This is a genomic window from Myxococcus sp. MISCRS1, assembly GCF_026626605.1.
GTDB lineage: Bacteria > Myxococcota > Myxococcia > Myxococcales > Myxococcaceae > Myxococcus > Myxococcus fulvus.
In genome coordinates this window covers 875,701-892,408 of record NZ_JAPNKB010000001.1, presented here as the reverse complement: position 1 = coordinate 892,408, position 16,708 = coordinate 875,701, and the positions used below count along the sequence as shown (strand labels likewise).

Genomic DNA, 16,708 nt, shown 5'->3' with positions numbered 1-16,708 from the left:
GAGCCCGCACCATGACGCGCCTGGAGCAGATGTTGGGAGAGTCGCCGTACGTGGCGTACCTGTATGGGTACCCGCACAAGACGGCCTACCGGCCCTTCACGCCGCCCCTCTCGTTGGAGTCGGTGTGGGCCGAGGAGCGGCGCGACGCGCTGTTCCTCTACTTCCACGTCCCGTTCTGCGAGATGCGCTGCGGGTTCTGCAACCTGTTCACCGCGGCGGGCCCCAGGCAGGACGTGGTGGACGGGTATCTGGGCGCGCTGGAGCGCGAGACGCAGCGGGTGAAGGACGCGCTGGGCCGGGCGAGCTTCGCCAGGCTGGCGCTGGGCGGAGGCACGCCGACGCTGCTGGACGTGACGGGATTGAACAAGGTGTTCGACCTGGCGGAGAAGGTGCTGGGGGCGGACCCTCGGAACATCCCGGTGTCGGTGGAGGTGTCGCCGGAGACGGTGGACGCGGAGAAGCTGCGGACGCTGCGGTCGCGGGGCACGGACCGGGTGAGCATGGGCGTGCAGAGCTTCATCGAGGCGGAGGTGGCCGCGGTGAAGCGTCCGCAGAAGACGGCGCAGGTGGAGTCGGCGCTGGACCTCATCCGCTCGACGGGCTTCCCGACGCTGAACCTGGACCTCATCTATGGGATGGAGGGGCAGACGCCGGAGAGCTTCCTGTACTCGCTGCGGGAGACGCTGCGCTTCTCGCCCGAGGAGATCTACCTGTATCCCCTGTACGTGCGCCCCTTGACCTTCCTGGGGAAGAAGGCGCGCGCATGGGATGACCTGCGGCTGTCGCTGTACCGCACGGGCCGGGACTTCCTCCTGTCGCAGGGGTACACGCAGGTGTCGATGCGCATGTTCCGCGCGAAGCACGCGCCGGACGCGGGGGGCCCGGTGTACCGCTGCCAGGAGGACGGGATGGTGGGGCTGGGCTGCGGGGCGCGCTCGTACACGGGGGCGGTGCATTACTCGTCCGAGTACGCGGTGGGCTCGCGCGAGGTGCGCAACATCATCGCGTCGTACAGCGCTCGGACGGCGGAGTCCTTTGGAGAGGTGGGGTACGGCTTCCGGTTGGACGAGGGGGAGCGGCGGCGCAGGTTCATGTTGTTGTCGCTGCTCGCGGAAGGAGTGGACCTGGCGGCGTACCGGGCGCGGTTCGGCGCGGAGGTGCTGGAGGACTTCCCGGAGCTGTTGGAGCTGGAGGCGCACGGCCTGGGGCGCAGGGACGCCACGGGGCTGCGGCTGACGGCGGCGGGGGTGGAGCGCTCGGACTTGATTGGTCCGTGGCTGCATTCGGACGGGGTGCGCGCGCTGTCGTCGGAGTACGCCTGGCGATGAAGCTCACGGTGCTCTATCGGGGGCCGTTGTCGAGCTGCAACTACGGCTGCGAGTACTGCCCGTTCGGGAAGTGGAAGCACACGGACGAGGAGCTGGCGAAGGACCGCGCGGACCTGGAGCGGTTCATCGCGTGGGTGGAGGCGCGCACGAAGGACACGGTGTCGGTGTTCTTCACGCCGTGGGGTGAGGCGCTCATCTGGCCCTGGTATCAGCAGGCGCTGGCGCGGCTGACGCATCTGCCGCACGTGGAGCGGGTGGCGGCGCAGACGAACCTGTCGTGTCGGCTGGACTGGGTGAAGGACTGCCGCGCGGAGAAGCTGGGCCTCTGGGCGACGTACCACCCGGAGTGGACGAAGCGGCCGCGCTTCCTGAAGCAGTGTGAGACGTTGGTGTCGCTGGGCGTCCGGCACAGCGTGGGCGTGGTGGGCTTCCTGCGCTTCGTGGAGGAGGCGGAGACGCTGCGCCGCGAGCTGCCGGCCGAGACGTACCTGTGGATCAACGCGGTGAAGGACGGGCAGGAGGAGCCCTACACGCCCGAGGACGTGGCGCGCTTCACGCGGTTGGACCCCCTGTTCCCGGTGAACAACGTGCGTCACCCGAGCCTGGGGAAGGCGTGCAGGGGAGGGGAGTCGGTCATCTCCGTGGACGGGGAGGGCACGGCGCGGCGGTGTCACTTCATCGACGAGGCGATTGGCAACATCTACGCGCCGGACTTCGACCAGGCGCTGCGTCCCCGACCGTGCTCGAAGGCGACCTGTGGCTGTCACATCGGCTATGTGCACATGGACTACCTGGAGCTGGACCGGGTCTTCGGCTCCGGAATCCTGGAGCGCGTGCCGGCCGAGCCGCTGTGGCGGCGTGAGCCTGTCGCGAGTCGCTGAAGCCTGGGCGTCGCGGCCGCAAAGCAAGACATGGCGCGTCTGTTTGTGCGCTGCACCTGCATTGCCCGGGGCTATTGGGGCGGTTGATGTGAGGGCAGCGGGGGCCAGGTGCGTCGACGGCCCTCGTGTCGCATTTGAATCCCGATTGTATCAGCAGGGCTGTGGCTGTTTCCGGGATTCCAGCTTTTGTGCAGACTCCAGGTGCCTACCGTCGTTCACCCTGGAGAGCACACCATGCTGCTACGTTGGATGTTGCTGTGTTTCGTGATGGGGGTTGTTGCTTGCGGAGGGGAGCTGGGGGAGCACGAGTCCCTGGAGGCGCAGGGCTCGCGGCTCACCGTCACCACCGAGGACCAGCTCGTGACGCGCATGCCCGCGAGCACGGGCACGCTGTATGGCTACGTCGAGTACCTGCCGCCCGGCTACCTGACGTCTCCGGAGACGCGCTACCCGGTCATCATCCACCTCAACGGCCGGGGTGAGTTCGGCACCGCGCAGAACGAGGCGGCCCTGTTCGAGAAGGGCACGGCCAACGGGGCGCTGAAGAAGATCCGCCACGAGCCCACGGCCAAGACGTACTTCGGTCAGAAGCAGGTGATGATCTTCACGCCGCAGGCGGCGACGAACTGGGTCCCCGCCGAGGTCAACGCCTTCGTCGACTTCATCGTGGCGAACTACCGCGTGGACCTGTCCCGCATCTACGTCACGGGCCTGAGCTACGGCGGCTATGGCGCCTGGCAGTACGCGTATACGTACGGCCACCGCCTGGCGGCGCTCGCGCCCATGGCGACCAACATCGGCGGCCCGGGCCCCACCATCACCCAGCTGAAGAACGTGCCGGTGTGGGCCGTGCACTCGTTCGCGGATGGCAACTCGCTGCTGGCCGAGCGCTCGTGGCTGATGGGCGTGACGAAGAACTTCAACCAGGGACAGATGGTGACGGTGCCGCAGCCGTCCGCGACGCTGACGTACCTGTTCGCCGGCGCCGCGAGCAACGTGTGGACGTCCCAGCCGGGTTACGTGTCGACGGGCAACCTCCAGGCCCGGCTCACCGTGATTCCCGGCAGCGCGCATGACTGCTGGACCCAGACCTACAACAACTACGCCTTCTGGGACTGGCTCCTCGCGCAGCAGCGCGCGTCGGTGCCCTGAGCTCCGGCTCCTGAGGACGGGCGCCCTCGTGGGGTGGCGCCCGTCCTCACCTCCGTGACGTGCGCGTGTCGCGCCCGAGAACGACCGTTCGTCGTGCTCGAAAACGCGTGCACGCCGCACAACCGGAAATCTCGCGTGCACACAACTCCTGTCAGGATTCCAGCGGGATTTCGTCCGCCGCGAATTGCTGACGTCGCTCCGGAGGATTCACTCCGGGCGCATGCGGATTTGGTGGCATGAGCGCGCGTATTCGGTAGAGGAGAGGCCGCGCCGGAAGGATTTCGGCCGCCCGTTTCAGTCCCCCACCCCCGAGGACTTCATGTGGTCTCGTTCACGTCGGCTCACGCCGGCGTTCGTTGGAATGCTGTCTGGCGCCGTGCTGCTCGTCGCCTGTGAGAAGCCCGCCGAGCAGCAGCAACAGCAGCAGCAGGCTCCCCAGGCCGCCCCCGTCACCGTCGTCACCCTCAAGTCGGAGTCCGTGCTGCTCACGCGCGAGCTGCCCGGGCGCACCCAGGCGTTCCTCGTCGCGGAGGTCCGCCCCCAGGTCAACGGCCTGGTCCAGCGGCGGCTCTTCACCGAGGGCGGCCAGGTGAAGGAGGGCCAGGCCCTCTATGAGCTCGATGACGCCACCTACCGCGCCGACTACGCCAGCGCCAAGGCCGCGCTGGAGCGCGCCCAGGCGACGCTGACCTCGGTCGCCCTCTCCACCAAGCGCTCCGCCGAGCTGTTCAAGCTCGAGGCCGTCACCCCCGCCGACAACGAGAAGGCCGTCGCCGCGCTCGCCCAGGCGGAGGCGGACGTCAAGGCCGCGCAGGCCGCCGTCCAGCGCGCCGGCGTGACGCTCGGACACGCGCGCATCACCTCGCCCATCGCCGGTCGCATCGGCAAGTCGTCCGTCACCCAGGGCGCGCTCGTCACCGCCAACCAGCCGCAGGCGCTCGCCGTCGTGCAGCAGCTGGACCCGCTCTACGTCGACCTGACCCAGTCGAGCAGCGAGCTGCTCCGCCTGCGCAAGGAGCTCAGCGCCGGCACGCTCAAGCCCACCGACAGCACGCCCGTCACGCTCCTGTTGGAGGACGGCAGCCGCTATGCCCACCCCGGCTCGCTCACGTTCTCCGACGTGACGGTGGACCCGGGCACCGGCACCTTCGCGCTGCGCATCACCGTCCCCAATCCCGACCAGATGCTCCTGCCCGGCATGTACGTGCGCGCGCTCGTGGGCAACGGCCTGCGTCAGGAGGGCCTGCTGGTCCCGCAGCAGGGCATCGCGCGCGACGCGAAGGGCAACGCCTCCGCGCTCGTGGTGGGCAAGGACGGCAAGGTGGAGCCGCGCACCGTCGCGGTGAGCCGCACCGTGGGAGACCGCTGGCTCGTGGACAGCGGCCTGTCCGAGGGCGACCGCGTCATCATCTCCGGCCTCCAGAAGATCCAGCCGGGCATGCCCGTCCAGGCGACGGAAGCCCCGCCGACAGAGACGAAGGGGGGCGAAGCCGCGCCCCTCGTCCCGCCGGCTCCCAACCAGTGACGGAACGCGGCCATGGCAAGATTCTTCATTGATCGACCCATCTTCGCGTGGGTCCTCGCCATCATCATCATGATGGCTGGCGCGCTCTCCATCACCCGGCTGCCCATCGCGCAGTACCCCATCATCGCTCCGCCGACCGTGACGGTGGGCGCCGTGTACCCGGGCGCCTCGGCGAAGGCCATCGAGGACTCCGTCACGCAGGTCATCGAGCAGACGATGAAGGGGCTCGACAACCTGCTCTACATGTCGTCGACCAGCGAGTCGAACGGCGCGGCGACCATCACCCTCACGTTCGCCAACGGCACCGACCCGGACATCGCGCAGGTGCAGGTGCAGAACAAGCTGCAGCTGGCCACGCCGCTACTCCCGCAGGCCGTGCAGCAGCAGGGCATCGCCGTCACCAAGGCGGCCTCGGGCTTCCTGCAGGTCATCGGCTTCGTGTCCGAGGACGGCAGCATGGGCGGTGACGACATCCAGGACTTCGTCGCCACCAACATGGTGGACCCCATCTCCCGCGTCCCGGGCGTGGGCAGCACGCAGGTGTTCGGCACGAAGTACGCCATGCGCATCTGGCTGGACCCCAACAAGCTGGACACCTACGCGCTGACGCCCACGGACGTCATCGGCGCCATCCGCGGGCAGAACCAGCAGGTGGTGGTGGGCCAGCTGGGCGGCACGCCCGCGGTGAAGGGCCAGCAGCTCAACGCCACGGTGACGGCGCAGGACCGCCTCCAGACGCCGGAGCAGTTCCGGAACATCGTCCTGCGAGGCAACGCGGACGGCTCGGTGCTGCGGCTGGGCGACGTGGCCCGCGTGGAGCTGGGCTCCGAGGACTACAGCGTCATCAGCCGCTACAACGGCAAGCCCGCCACGGGCATCGCCGTGTCGCTGGCCACGGGCGCCAACGCCCTGGACACCGCGCAGGGCGTGGCGGCGGCCCTCAAGGAGATGGAGCCGACGCTGCCCAAGGGACTCAAGGCGGTGGTGCCGTTCGACACCACGCCGTTCGTCCGGGTCGCCATCCAGGGCGTGGTCTCCACGCTGCTGGAGGCCATCCTCCTGGTGTTCCTGGTGATGTACCTGTTCCTGCAGAACTTCCGCGCCACGCTCATCCCCACCATCGCGGTGCCGGTGGTGCTGTTGGGCACCATCGGCGTGCTCACCGCGCTGGGGTACTCGGCGAACATGCTCACCATGTTCGCGATGGTGCTCGCCATCGGCCTGCTCGTGGATGACGCCATCGTCGTGGTGGAGAACGTCGAGCGCGTGATGAGCGAGGAGGGGCTGTCCCCCAAGGAGGCCACGCGCAAGTCGATGTCGCAGATCACCAGCGCGCTGGTGGGCATCGGCGTGGTGCTCTCCGCGGTGTTCATCCCCATGGCGTTCCTGGCGGGCTCCACGGGCGTCATCTACCGGCAGTTCTCGGTGACCATCGTGACGTCCATGGCGCTGTCGGTGCTGGTGGCGCTGGTGCTCACGCCGGCCTTGTGCGCCACGCTGCTCAAGCCCATTCCCAAGGGCCACCACGCGGCGAGCAAGGGCTTCTTCGGCGCGTTCAACCGCGCGTTCGACTGGAGCAACGCCCGCTACCAGTCGGTGGTGAAGGGCATCCTGGGCCGGGCGTGGAGCTTCATGGTCGCCTTCGTGGCCATGGTCGCGCTGATGGTGGTGCTGTTCCTCAAGCTGCCCACCTCGTTCCTCCCGTCCGAGGACCAGGGCTTCCTGTTCGCCCTGGTGCAGACGCCGGTGGGCGCCACGCAGGAGCGCACGATGAAGGTCATCGAGCAGCTGGAGGACCACTTCCTGGAGAACGAGAAGGACTCCGTCAAGGCGCTCTTCAGCGTGCAGGGCTTCAGCTTCGCCGGCAGCGGTCAGAACGCCGGCATCGCGTTCATCAACCTGCGGGACTGGAAGGAGCGCAAGTCGGCGGAGCTGGGCGTCAACGCGGTGGCGGGGCGCGCCGCGGGGGCCCTGGGGCAGATTGAAGACGCGCTCGCGTTCGCCTTCCCGCCGCCCGCGGTGGCGGAGCTGGGCAACTCGGCCGGCTTCACGTTCTTCCTCAAGGACAACATCGGACAGGGGCACGAGGCGCTGACGGCCGCGCGCAACCAGTTCATGGGCGCGGCGATGCAGAACCCGCTGATTGCCTACGTGCGGCCCAACGGCCAGGAGGACACGCCGCAGTTCCGCGTGGACGTGGACGTGGCGAAGGCGACCGCGCTGGGGCTCTCCACGGCGGACATCAACAACACGCTGACGGCGGCGTGGGGCGGTCAATACATCGACGACTTCATCGACCGGGGCCGCGTGAAGCGGGTGTTCATCCAGGCGGACGCTCCGTTCCGCATGGTGCCGGAGGACTTCAGCCGGTGGTCCGTGCGCAACACGAAGGGGGAGATGGTTCCGTTCCCCGCGTTCGCGAGCGTGCGGTGGGGCTCGGGTTCTCCCCGGCTCGAGCGCTTCAACGGCGTGTCGGCCATGGAGTTGACCGGTGAGGCGGCGCCCGGAGTGAGCTCCGGCGATGCCATGGCCGCGGTGGAGCAGATGGTGGCGCAGCTGCCGCCGGGCTTCAGCCTGGAGTGGACGGGCCAGTCGTATCAGGAGCGGCAGGCGGGCTCGCAGACGCCGCTCTTGTACACGCTGTCGCTGCTCCTGGTGTTCCTGTGTCTGGCGGCCATGTACGAGAGCTGGACCATCCCGACGGCGGTGCTGCTGGTGGCGCCGCTGGGCATCCTCGGCACGGTGCTGGGCAGCTTCATGCGAGGCATGGACCGCGACGTCTACTTCCAGGTGGCCATGCTGACCACGGTGGGGTTGTCGAGCAAGAACGCCATCCTCATCGTGGAGTTCGCGAAGGAGAACGTCGAGAAGGGCATGGAGCTGGTGGAGGCCACGCTGCTCGCGGTGCGTGCGCGTCTGCGGCCCATCCTGATGACGTCGCTGGCGTTCGGCTTCGGCGTGGTGCCGCTGGCCATCGCCTCGGGCGCGGGCGCCGGTGCTCAGCGGGCCATCGGCACGGGCGTGCTCGGCGGCATGCTGGTGGGCACGTTGCTCGGAATCTTCTTCGTGCCGCTGTTCTTCGTCGTGGTGCAGCGCCTGTTCACCCGACGCAAGACGGAGTCCTCGGCTCCCGTGGATGACTCACACGCGACGTCCTGAGCCTGGGACGACGTGAAGCCCGAAGAGGCCGCCGGCGCGTTGTCGGCGGCCTCTTTTCATTCCGACGCCCAGGTGATGCGCTCGAAGGTGGCCCTCAAGCGGGCTCCTCGCGCCGGGTGCAGATGCTCCACCCAGGCAATCCTCCCGAGCAGGTGCGCGCGGAAGTCGGGATGCTGCTCGGTGTTCTGGCTCTCGGGGCCGCGTGTGCGGCACAGGTGCAGCACGGCCTTCAGGCGCTCGTAGTCCTCGCGAGGGACGGTGGGGTGCGCGTTCACCACGACGCCCGCGAGCCGCTGCTGCTGGCCCTGGTGCATCACGCGCGTCTTCCCCTGGCGCACGGTGAAGCCCTCCTCGCGGATGATGCGCGTCACGCACGCGAGCAGCCTGCGCACGCGTCGCGCCAGGGCTTCGTCACCGGAGAAGGCCAGGTCATCCGCGTAGCGCGTGTACCGGGCGCCCAGCGTCGCCGCGAGCGCGGACAGGCGGACATCGAGTCGATACGCCGCGAGGTTCGCGAGCGCTGGTGACGTGGGCGCTCCTTGCGGGAGGTGTCTCGCGGAGAGCCTGCGCGACAGTCGCCAGCAGGCGTCAAGCTCCTGTGCGCTCTCGGCCCGGCGTGCCTGTTCAACGACGGCGCCCGGCGTCCGATTGGTGCAGAGCCCGGCGAGCGCGTTGACGACGCCATCGGGATAGCCGGCGGTCCGGAACACGCCCCACACCTGCGCGGGCCGCACCGCGTGGAAGAAGTCCTCCAGGTCCACGCGCACCACCACGGCCCGGCCCACGTGCGGCTCCGCGAAGTCCTTCACCCCAAGACCCCGGACGAATCCGCGAGCAGCCGCGTGGGGAGGGATGACGTCCAGGATGTCGTGCAGCACCTTGCGCTGAAGTCGCGCGAGGTCCAGCCCTGGCTGCTCCAGGAGCCGCTTGCCTCCCGTGCGCTTGGGAATCCAGAAGTAGCGATAGCGTCGCCACTGGCCGGGACGCGACGTGCGCTCGAAGCCCGAGCCATCCACGAGCCAGCCGAGCTGCGCATCCGTCACCCCGAGCCACTCCGCGAGGGCTGCCTGCGTCGTCAGCTCGGGAACGGGCCAGGGCCGCCGGCCCATCTGAGGCTCCGCGTCCAGCCAATGGTGGATGCGGATGGGCTCGGCGCTGTTGCCGCAGGCGCGGATGAGCGCTGGGCGGGTGGCGAGCAGCTCGGTGAGCAGCTCGATGCGGGCGTGGGGCGGGCGAGGAAAGTACCTCAGGATGCCGCGGACGACGGGCACGAGCCAGCGCGGGCGGCCGCTCACGACATGGGCGCCTCGTTCCCTCAGTCCCGCTCGAGTCCAGGGGCCCGCGAGGAACGCGGACGCGAGCGCCGCCGCCACGGGGTGGCGCGTGCTCACGTCCGGGCCTCCGGGTGCCATGCGGCGGCTCGGGCCCACCTGTCCCGTCCGGCGTGGCCAGACTCGCGGCTCGCCGCGATACCGGCCTCGCGTGGGAGTGTGTTCCTCATGAAGAGTCCCCGGGGGTACCCCGGAGATGCAGAGGGCCGTGTCACCACGGACCGTCTACGCGCTGGGTTTCCGAGCCGCCGCATGGCGAGGCGGACCCTACTACTTCAACGCCTCCAACAGGGCGGCTTGCATCGCCTTGCGGTTCTCCGGGAAGCCCTGGCTGGGGAAGGGCCGCGCGCCGTGGATGAGCGGCTCGAACTTGCGGTACATCGGGTCCGAGCGCGCGGGCTCCTGCTGGTAGAAGGCGCGGTTGGCCTGGAGCAGGTAGCGGGGCAGGGTGCCCTGCGGTCCCTCGCCGCTGAAGGCGATGAGGCCGCGCACCTCGGGACTCCCCAGGAACGAGGTGAGCGCCTTCGCGTCCTCCGCGCACGTGCCCGTGCAGCCCGCGTTGACCACCAGCGCGTCCACGAACACGGTGGGCGCCGAGCCGCCACCCAGCGGCACCGAGACGACGTCCGGCAACGCCATCCCCGGCCGGGCCTTCAGGATGGGCACCAGGCGCTCGGTGTAGCCCATGAACCCGTTGGCCTGCTCCGTGGCGAACGCCTCCTCCGCCGCCGTGTTGTCCGCGTACGTCCCATCCAGGCACGGGTTGACGCCGGGCTCCATCGCGCAGCTGTCCACCACGGTCTCGAACGGGGTCAGCGTCGTCGCATCCAGCGGCAACGACAGCGCGCCGGGCAGGGCGTCCGCCGGGTGCGTGTCTCCCCACGCGTCGATGTACGAGGAGGGCAGCGTCCAGCTCCCGTCGAAGTTCGCCGCCAGCGGCCGCTTGCCAGGAGAGACCTCTCGCAGGATGTCCACCAGCGTCGCGCCATTCGTGGCGGAGCGGATGTTCGTGCTGTGCGAGTACACCACGTAGGTGCACAGGTACGTGGGCATGCCGTAGCTGGTGCCGGAGATGCGCACCGCCTCCTCGGCCGCCGGATGCACCGTGCCCGCCGCCGGCGTCACCGGCTGAATCCAGCCCTTCGACACCAGTGAGCCCAGGATGAGCGTGTCCACCTCCACCACCTGCGCCGCCGAGGGGCCCGAGCCGAGCAGCTGGTTCAGCGTGCCGCCATCATCCAGGTCATACACATCCAGGTTGGCATCGAACACGATGTCCAGGTCGATGTCCGAGTGCTCCCGCTCGAAGTCCGCTTCGAGCCGCGCCGCGAGGCTCGCGAAGCCGTCCCCCACCGTGTCCGGGATGTACGGGAACAACACGGCCTTCATCGGCCGGGGCGGCGTGGGCGTCGGGTCCGGAGACTCCGAGCAGGCCGTCAACGTGAAGAGCAACGCACCGAGTGACGCTTTCCAATTCATGGCGGAACCTTCCTCGAGAAAGGTTCGCACTCTAGGCCCGGTGAGGCGGATAAACCGCTCTTTCGCGTCCGTGCCTGTCTTTGCGACGGAGGTGTCAGGCGGGCACGTCGAAGCCAGCGGCCCGCAGGGCCTCGCGAATCTCCCACTCGTACACGGTGAGGCCATCGCGCTTCAGGCCGGGCAGCAGGTCACCGAAGGCATTCGCCTCCAGCACGCGGTGCCCGGTGAAGTACTCCTCGAACATGAGGTCGATGCCGACGTGCAGGCAGTCATGGGCGCCCGCCACCTGGCGGCAGCTCTCCATCGCCGCGTCCCATTCGTTCCGGGGTACCGCCGCCTCCAACTCCTCCAGCTCTCCGCGCCAGCCGCCCAGGTGCAGGTTGGTGATGGGCAGCCGGCTCTGGCGCACCACGATGAACGCGGGCTCGCCGCGCACCGCCAGCACCCGACAGTCGAAGAGGTCTCCGCCCAGCCGCGCCTTCGGAATCGAGCGCTCCACCTGCGAGCCCTCGCGCAAGAGGAAGCCGAGCACCTGCTCCAGCGGCTCCGGCTCGCGGATGCGGCGCACCTTGAGCGTGTTGAACCAGCCCCTCGGCGACTGCTCGACGGTGGTCACCAGCGACTCGTGGCCGCGAAGTCGCCGGAAGATGCCCAGGCACGACGCGGACGAGCCGCAGGACACCTTCACGAACACCTCGCGCCAGCCCTCCTCGTCCATGCGCTCGCGCAGCGATGCCACGTCCGTCACCCCGTCCAGGGGCTCCGGCACGGGCACGCCCAGCGCGGCGTAGTGGCGCGAGGTGACGCGCTTGTCGAACAAGTCCCGGATGCTCGCGGGCGACTGGAGCACCCGCCACGACGGGCGCTCGCGGAACACGGCCTCCAATTCCGAGAGGACGCGCAGGAAGCCGAGGTGTCCCTGCCGGGGGGCGAGGATGCGCCCGTGGTCCTCGACGAGCGCGTCGACCTCATCGGGGGTGAGCACCTGTCCCCCGTGCGCGAGCGCGTCCTCGTAGCCCCGCTTCAACAGGCCCTTCTCCACCTCCCAGCTCTCGCCCGCGGCGTCGATGCGGACGAACGCGTCCGTGTCGGGGAGCTCGGCGAGGCGGGCAGGGGACTCCAGCAGCTCCCGCCAGGGCACCACCTTCGCGGGCGGCAGGCCCTGACGGTCCAGCGCGTCCTGGAACAGCGAGACGCGCCGGTTCTCCGCGTTGCCGATGACGATGAAGCCGGGCAACGCGGACATGGGAGGACTACTCGCCCACCGCGGCGTAGTGGTACTCGGGGTCGTAATCGCGCTGGTTGCCCGCGGCCACGGTGCCGGCGAGCTTCGCCACCAGCTTCGCCCCCGCGTCGGTGAGCGTGTTCTCCGTCAGGTCCAGGTGCTTGAGGTGCTTGAAGGCCGCCGCGTTCTCCGCGAGCGTCTTCGCGCCCTCGTCCGTCAGACAGCCCATGGACAGGTCCAGCTTCTCAAGCTGGGGGAGCACCTTCGCGGTCGGCAGCACCTTGACCAGGTCATTGGTGAACTCCGAGTTGCGCAGGCCCAGCACCTTGAGGTTCGACAGGCCCTTGCCGTCGAGGATGGGCTGGATGTCCGCCACGCCGCCCTCGGCGCCGTAGCTGTCCTGGCCGAACCACACCTCCAGCTTCTCCAGCTTGGGCCACTTCGCGCTGGCGATGGACTTCACCGCGCCCAGCGGCAGGCCGCCCGTCTCGATGGTGAACTCGCGCAGCTCCGGCAGGTCGATGTCGCCCAGGTCCGCGCCCGCGCCGCGCAGCCGCAGCGAGCGCAGGTTCGGCACCAGCTTGTAGAGCGCCGAGACGTCGTTCACGTAGGACCAGGAGATCTCGGTCTCGTCCGGGTACTCGAAGTCGCCCAGGAACAGGTGCTCGAGCCCCTTGGGGGGCGCCTCCTGCAGGGCCTCCAGGACGGGCTCGTAGCTGTTCTCGCCATCCGAGGCGTCGACGATGCCCACCGCGAGCGAGCGCAGGAAGCGCCCCGACGGGTGCGTCAGCAGCGTCTTGACGCCCTCGCCCACGTCGAACTCGGAGTCGTACTCCTTGCGGCCCAGGCGCGCCGAGCGGATGAAGCCCAGGTGCCACTCGAGGGTGATCTCCTCGTCGCTCCAACCCTTCGCCATGGCGCCGAGCAGCAGTGCCTTGTGCTTCTTGATGTGCGCGGACACCTGCTTCTTGAGCGCGGTGGCCTCGGCGCCGGACGCCTTGGAGAGCGCGTGCTGCAGCGCGATGAGCTCGCCGCGCGGGTCGCCCTGAGCCTGGAGCCAGTCGCCATAGACGAGGTACGCGTCGACGTTGTCCGGGTCCTTCTGGATGGCGGCCTCGAGCTCCGGGTTCGACTTGCCCTCGACGGCCTCGCCCTCGTCGTCGTCGTCGCCGCCCTCGCCGTCGCCCACCAGCTCGTAGCCCTTCTTCTCCTTCTCACGGACGAGCTTGTCGTACTCCTTCTGGGCCTTCTCGTCGGAGTCGAACGACTGCGTCTTCTCCTGGCCGTCGGTGCCGATGCGGCCCCAACGCGTGGTGAAGGAGTCGCCCTCGAGCTTGATCTCCCAGAACTTGCTGGAGCTGCCTTCCTTGAACTCGTACCGCGGCATGGCCGTCCTCTCCTGCGCCGAGCGTGGCGCGTCCGACCGGAAGCTAGAGAAGCCCTCGCGCAAGCTCAAGCGTCGCGCCCATCCAGGCTTCCCAGGGCGTCTCGGGCGCGCGCCCTTCCCGCCCGTCTTCCGGAATTCCCTGCGCGGGGACACCCGGTCGAGACGTCTGCACCCGGGGGCTCGGTCCGCTCAGGTCCACCCGGTGCACGCTCACGTGCGTGGGCAACCCGCGCGTGTCGAGCGGCGACTGACGGACCGCGTCGAGCCACAGCACGTCCACGCGTGCCCGCTTCGCGTCGACGCGCACCTGCTCCAACACCTGCTCATTGTCTCGCGGCGTGAGAATCTCAACCGTGCCGCGGGCGCGCCACTCGCGCAGGAGCAGCTCGCACAAGCCGCGCTCGGCCTCGAGCGGGTGGGGGCCCTGTCCCTCCCAGGGGAAGGCGACCTGGAAGCGCAGGTCCTGGTCTCCGAGCCACACGGAGAGCCGCCGCACCAGGCAGAGCACCAGCCCCAGGGCCAGCACGGCGCGCTGCCAGCTCACGCCGCTGTCCTTCACGCGCGCGTCCGCGAGGCTCACGGGCAGCAGGAACACGAGCACCCGACGGCGGCGCACCGCGAGGCTCTCGTCGCGCGTGTAGTAGAGCAGCTCGCCCTCGACGTAGCGCACGTCGAACAAGTCGAGCGTGGGCTCGTCCTCCATGTAGACGAGCTCGGAGGTGACCAGGTTCTCCAGGCTGCCCACGTTGGAGACCGACGAGAAGCCTCCTTGCGGGAACGCGGCCTCGTCCTCCAGCGCGGTGGGCGCGGGGCCCTGCGAGACGGCGCGCGCGCGCAGACGCGGCGGCAGCGTGCGCGACAGGGACTCGGCGGCCTCCACGGCCTGCTCCAACGCCAGGCGCTGTGCCTTGCCCTTCAGGTGCTCCAGGTTCTCCAGCGTGAAGACCTCGGCGTCGCCGAGCAGGGCGCTGGCGCGACGCGCCCCGGTGGCCAGCGCCTCGTAGCCCCGGGCGAGCGACTCGAGCGCGGAGTCCCGCTCGCGCAGGGCGCCGTATCCCGATTGCAACAGTTCACCCGGTGGCTTCTCGAGGATGCGCCGCGCCAGCGCGGGGCTGACGGGCGTGCCCGAGGTGAAGCCCATGCGCGTGAGCACGCGGCCGACGAGGAAGGCCAGGCCCTTGGGCCGCAGGGCCTGGGGCACGCGGGCCAGCGCGGCGGACACGGCCTCCAGGGTGGGCTCGGCGGCCAGGCGCGCGAGGACGTGGTCGTCGTAGGCCCGCACGGCGTCGCGCAGGCGGGGCAGGGTGTCCGGGATGGGGAGGGAGGGTGCGGGAGGTTGCCCCGAGACGAGCCGCCCCAGGTCGGCGATGAGCGCGGGCGGCGGGAGCGTGGGGGCCTCCTCGAGCATGGCCCTCAGCCCGGGGATGCTCGCGGCGAGCGCCTCCGCGTCGAGCCCCTCCTGCCGTGAGAGGCAGAGCCCCGCGCACAACCAGCGTTCCAGGTCCTGGGGGGCTCGCGGCTCGGGGACTCCCATGCGTCCACCATGTATCACTTCCCGCTGGGGGCGGATGCAGGGGCGTGTCGGTGCGCGGCGCCCAGGCGCCGTGGTTTCGGCAGGGGACCGGAGGAGCGGTCCCTGTCTCGACGCGGACAGGCCCCTGCGACTTCGGGGCAGTTGTCCAGCCCAGGGTCGGTTCCCACCCTCGCTTCCTTGCTCCCTCGCGGGAGAGGAGGCCACATGCGCGCGAAGTCTGGCTGGGCGGTGATGTTGCTGGGGGCCCTGGGCTGCGGAGGACCGGAGGCGAGGGCGGAGAGTCCCGTGAGCACGGCGGAAGCGCCGCTGCTGGCACCGTCATGCCCGACCGGTGGCGCGCAGCGGGTGAAGGTCGTCATTCCCCCAGGGACGCCCGAGCCTCCGCCGTTCGCGGGGCTGTCGCCCTTCGGCTTCCTGGGCGTGCAGGGCACGACGTACTTCACCGTGAACTACCCCGACGGCGCCTCCGTGCTGTGGCGCACGCAGGGCACCGAGGGCAGCACCGTGCAGGTCCGCGCCTTCTCCGCGATGTGGCCCGAGCGCGCGTTGTCCACCCGGGCGCCGCTCGGCGACAAGCTGCTGTTCACCGTCTACACGCCGGAGTCGGGCCGCGAGCCGTGGGTGTCGGACGGGACGGAGGTTGGCACGCGGCTGCTGAAGGACGTGACACCCGGGCCGGAGGGCACGGCGATGTCGCAGGTCTCCGTGTGGGGCAACAGCGCGTCGTTCTTCCGCACCCGGCAGGTGCTCACGCCGCCCCGGACGCAGGTGGAGCTGTGGCGCACGGATGGCACGGAGCCCGGCACGCGGATGGAGGTGAACCTGGGCGTGCTGAGCACGCTGTCTGAGAGATACGTGCGGACCACGAGCGCGCACTTCTTCTTCATGTCCAATGCGACGGACGGCACGTCGCTGTGGCGCACGGATGGCACCGCGGGCGGAACGGTCTTCGTCAAGAAGCTGGATGCCGGACAGGTCCCCGTGATGGACGTGGGCACCACGCAGGATGGCGCCGTGGGGCTGTTCACCCTGCTGGATGGCGGCAACACGGAGGTCTGGAAGACGGACGGGACGGCCGCGGGAACGGTGCGGCTGGAGACCTTCGGCAAGCGCATGCTGATGCTCGGCTCGCTGGGCGGCTCGGTGTACCTGGTGGACAGCGCCTACCTGCCCATCATGACGCTCTCCAGCGTGTCGCTGGCGGGGGGCGGGAAGGCGAACGTCACCCAGTTGGAGAACCCATGGGGGAATGACCCGGATGCGGGGACCTACGTCCAGGGCGTCGTGCGTTCGGGGGACACGCTCTACTTCTCCGTCGCCATCGGGACGTCGGGTCCGGCGCCGCGCAGGGTGTGGCTGTGGGTGACGCAGGGGACGGCCGCGACGACGCGGCGGGTTCCCGCGGCGCTGAGCACCTCCGACGAGTACTGGTCTCCGCTCATCGCCGCGGACAATGGCGGGGTGGTGTTCACCGCGGGCGGCGAGGGCTCCTTCGCGGTGCCGTGGGTGTCCTACGGCACCGACGAGACCTCGTCCGAAATCACCACGAGCCCGTCGCGCACGCATCTGGCGACCGCGTTCGCCCGGGTGGGCAACCGCATCTACTTCGGCGCGAGGGATGACACGGGCTACCACCAGCTCTGGGCCATGCCCTCGAACGTGAGCTGCACGCCGTAGCCGAAGGGACGGGAGCGGAGGGCAGGGCGC

Annotated in this window: 11 protein-coding genes; 6 read left to right on the top strand and 5 right to left on the bottom strand. The window is 69.7% G+C overall.

Annotated features, from left to right (window positions below):
• Positions 1-11: 11 nt before the first annotated feature.
• The 5 genes from OWM54_RS03235 (at position 12) to OWM54_RS03215 (ending at position 8,045) form a co-directional block, all read left to right on the top strand.
• Positions 12-1,328: an STM4012 family radical SAM protein gene (locus OWM54_RS03235; RefSeq protein WP_267701082.1), complete on the top strand. Its 1,317-nt coding sequence runs from the start codon at positions 12-14 to the stop codon at positions 1,326-1,328.
• On the top strand, positions 1,325-2,209 hold the full coding sequence (locus tag OWM54_RS03230) for an STM4011 family radical SAM protein (protein ID WP_267696595.1): 885 nt from the start codon (positions 1,325-1,327) through the stop codon (positions 2,207-2,209). Before OWM54_RS03235 ends, OWM54_RS03230 begins: the two co-directional genes overlap by 4 nt.
• Before the next feature lie 234 nt (positions 2,210-2,443).
• The gene (locus OWM54_RS03225) at positions 2,444-3,361 is read left to right on the top strand and encodes an alpha/beta hydrolase-fold protein (RefSeq protein ID WP_223750125.1); all 918 of its coding nucleotides are present in this window, start codon (positions 2,444-2,446) and stop codon (positions 3,359-3,361) included.
• 361 nt (positions 3,362-3,722) lie between these two features.
• Positions 3,723-4,886, top strand: coding sequence for an efflux RND transporter periplasmic adaptor subunit (locus OWM54_RS03220; RefSeq protein WP_324289041.1), 1,164 nt, complete (start codon positions 3,723-3,725; stop codon positions 4,884-4,886).
• A 12-nt stretch (positions 4,887-4,898) separates the two neighbouring features.
• The gene (locus OWM54_RS03215; protein ID WP_267696594.1) at positions 4,899-8,045 is read left to right on the top strand and encodes an efflux RND transporter permease subunit; all 3,147 of its coding nucleotides are present in this window, start codon (positions 4,899-4,901) and stop codon (positions 8,043-8,045) included.
• Positions 8,046-8,101: 56 nt separating this feature from the next.
• Here the strand turns inward: OWM54_RS03215 and OWM54_RS03210 are convergent, their stop codons facing one another.
• From OWM54_RS03210 to OWM54_RS03190, 5 genes are all read right to left on the bottom strand, one after another.
• Complete coding sequence (locus tag OWM54_RS03210) at positions 8,102-9,436, bottom strand: reverse transcriptase family protein (RefSeq protein WP_267696593.1); 1,335 nt, start codon at positions 9,434-9,436, stop codon at positions 8,102-8,104.
• Between the two features lie 210 nt (positions 9,437-9,646).
• Entirely contained in the window at positions 9,647-10,855 is a 1,209-nt protein-coding gene (locus OWM54_RS03205; protein ID WP_267696592.1) for a hypothetical protein, read from the bottom strand.
• A gap of 94 nt (positions 10,856-10,949) precedes the next feature.
• Positions 10,950-12,101 (bottom strand): STM4014 family protein, encoded by a 1,152-nt coding sequence (locus tag OWM54_RS03200; RefSeq protein WP_267696591.1) that lies wholly within the window; start codon positions 12,099-12,101, stop codon positions 10,950-10,952.
• 7 nt (positions 12,102-12,108) lie between these two features.
• Positions 12,109-13,467, bottom strand: coding sequence for a WGR domain-containing protein (locus OWM54_RS03195; protein ID WP_267696590.1), 1,359 nt, complete (start codon positions 13,465-13,467; stop codon positions 12,109-12,111).
• A gap of 43 nt (positions 13,468-13,510) precedes the next feature.
• Positions 13,511-15,001: a hypothetical protein gene (locus OWM54_RS03190; protein ID WP_267696589.1), complete on the bottom strand. Its 1,491-nt coding sequence runs from the start codon at positions 14,999-15,001 to the stop codon at positions 13,511-13,513.
• Between the two features lie 204 nt (positions 15,002-15,205).
• Here OWM54_RS03190 and OWM54_RS03185 point away from each other — a divergent pair, with 204 nt between their 5' ends.
• Positions 15,206-16,678 (top strand): hypothetical protein, encoded by a 1,473-nt coding sequence (locus OWM54_RS03185; protein WP_223784711.1) that lies wholly within the window; start codon positions 15,206-15,208, stop codon positions 16,676-16,678.
• Positions 16,679-16,708: the final 30 nt, after the last annotated feature.

Excerpts from the sequence above, each read along its gene's own strand:
- OWM54_RS03235 (WP_267701082.1), top strand. The coding sequence starts at position 12 with ATGACGCGCCTGGAGCAGATGTTGGGAGAGTCGCCGTACGTGGCGTAC.
- OWM54_RS03230 (WP_267696595.1), top strand. The coding sequence starts at position 1,325 with ATGAAGCTCACGGTGCTCTATCGGGGGCCGTTGTCGAGCTGCAACTAC.
- OWM54_RS03225 (WP_223750125.1), top strand. The coding sequence starts at position 2,444 with ATGCTGCTACGTTGGATGTTGCTGTGTTTCGTGATGGGGGTTGTTGCT.
- OWM54_RS03220 (WP_324289041.1), top strand. The coding sequence starts at position 3,723 with ATGCTGTCTGGCGCCGTGCTGCTCGTCGCCTGTGAGAAGCCCGCCGAG.
- OWM54_RS03215 (WP_267696594.1), top strand. The coding sequence starts at position 4,899 with ATGGCAAGATTCTTCATTGATCGACCCATCTTCGCGTGGGTCCTCGCC.
- OWM54_RS03205 (WP_267696592.1), bottom strand. The coding sequence starts at position 10,855 with ATGAATTGGAAAGCGTCACTCGGTGCGTTGCTCTTCACGTTGACGGCC.
- OWM54_RS03200 (WP_267696591.1), bottom strand. The coding sequence starts at position 12,101 with ATGTCCGCGTTGCCCGGCTTCATCGTCATCGGCAACGCGGAGAACCGG.
- OWM54_RS03195 (WP_267696590.1), bottom strand. The coding sequence starts at position 13,467 with ATGCCGCGGTACGAGTTCAAGGAAGGCAGCTCCAGCAAGTTCTGGGAG.
- OWM54_RS03190 (WP_267696589.1), bottom strand. The coding sequence starts at position 15,001 with ATGGGAGTCCCCGAGCCGCGAGCCCCCCAGGACCTGGAACGCTGGTTG.
- OWM54_RS03185 (WP_223784711.1), top strand. The coding sequence starts at position 15,206 with ATGCGCGCGAAGTCTGGCTGGGCGGTGATGTTGCTGGGGGCCCTGGGC.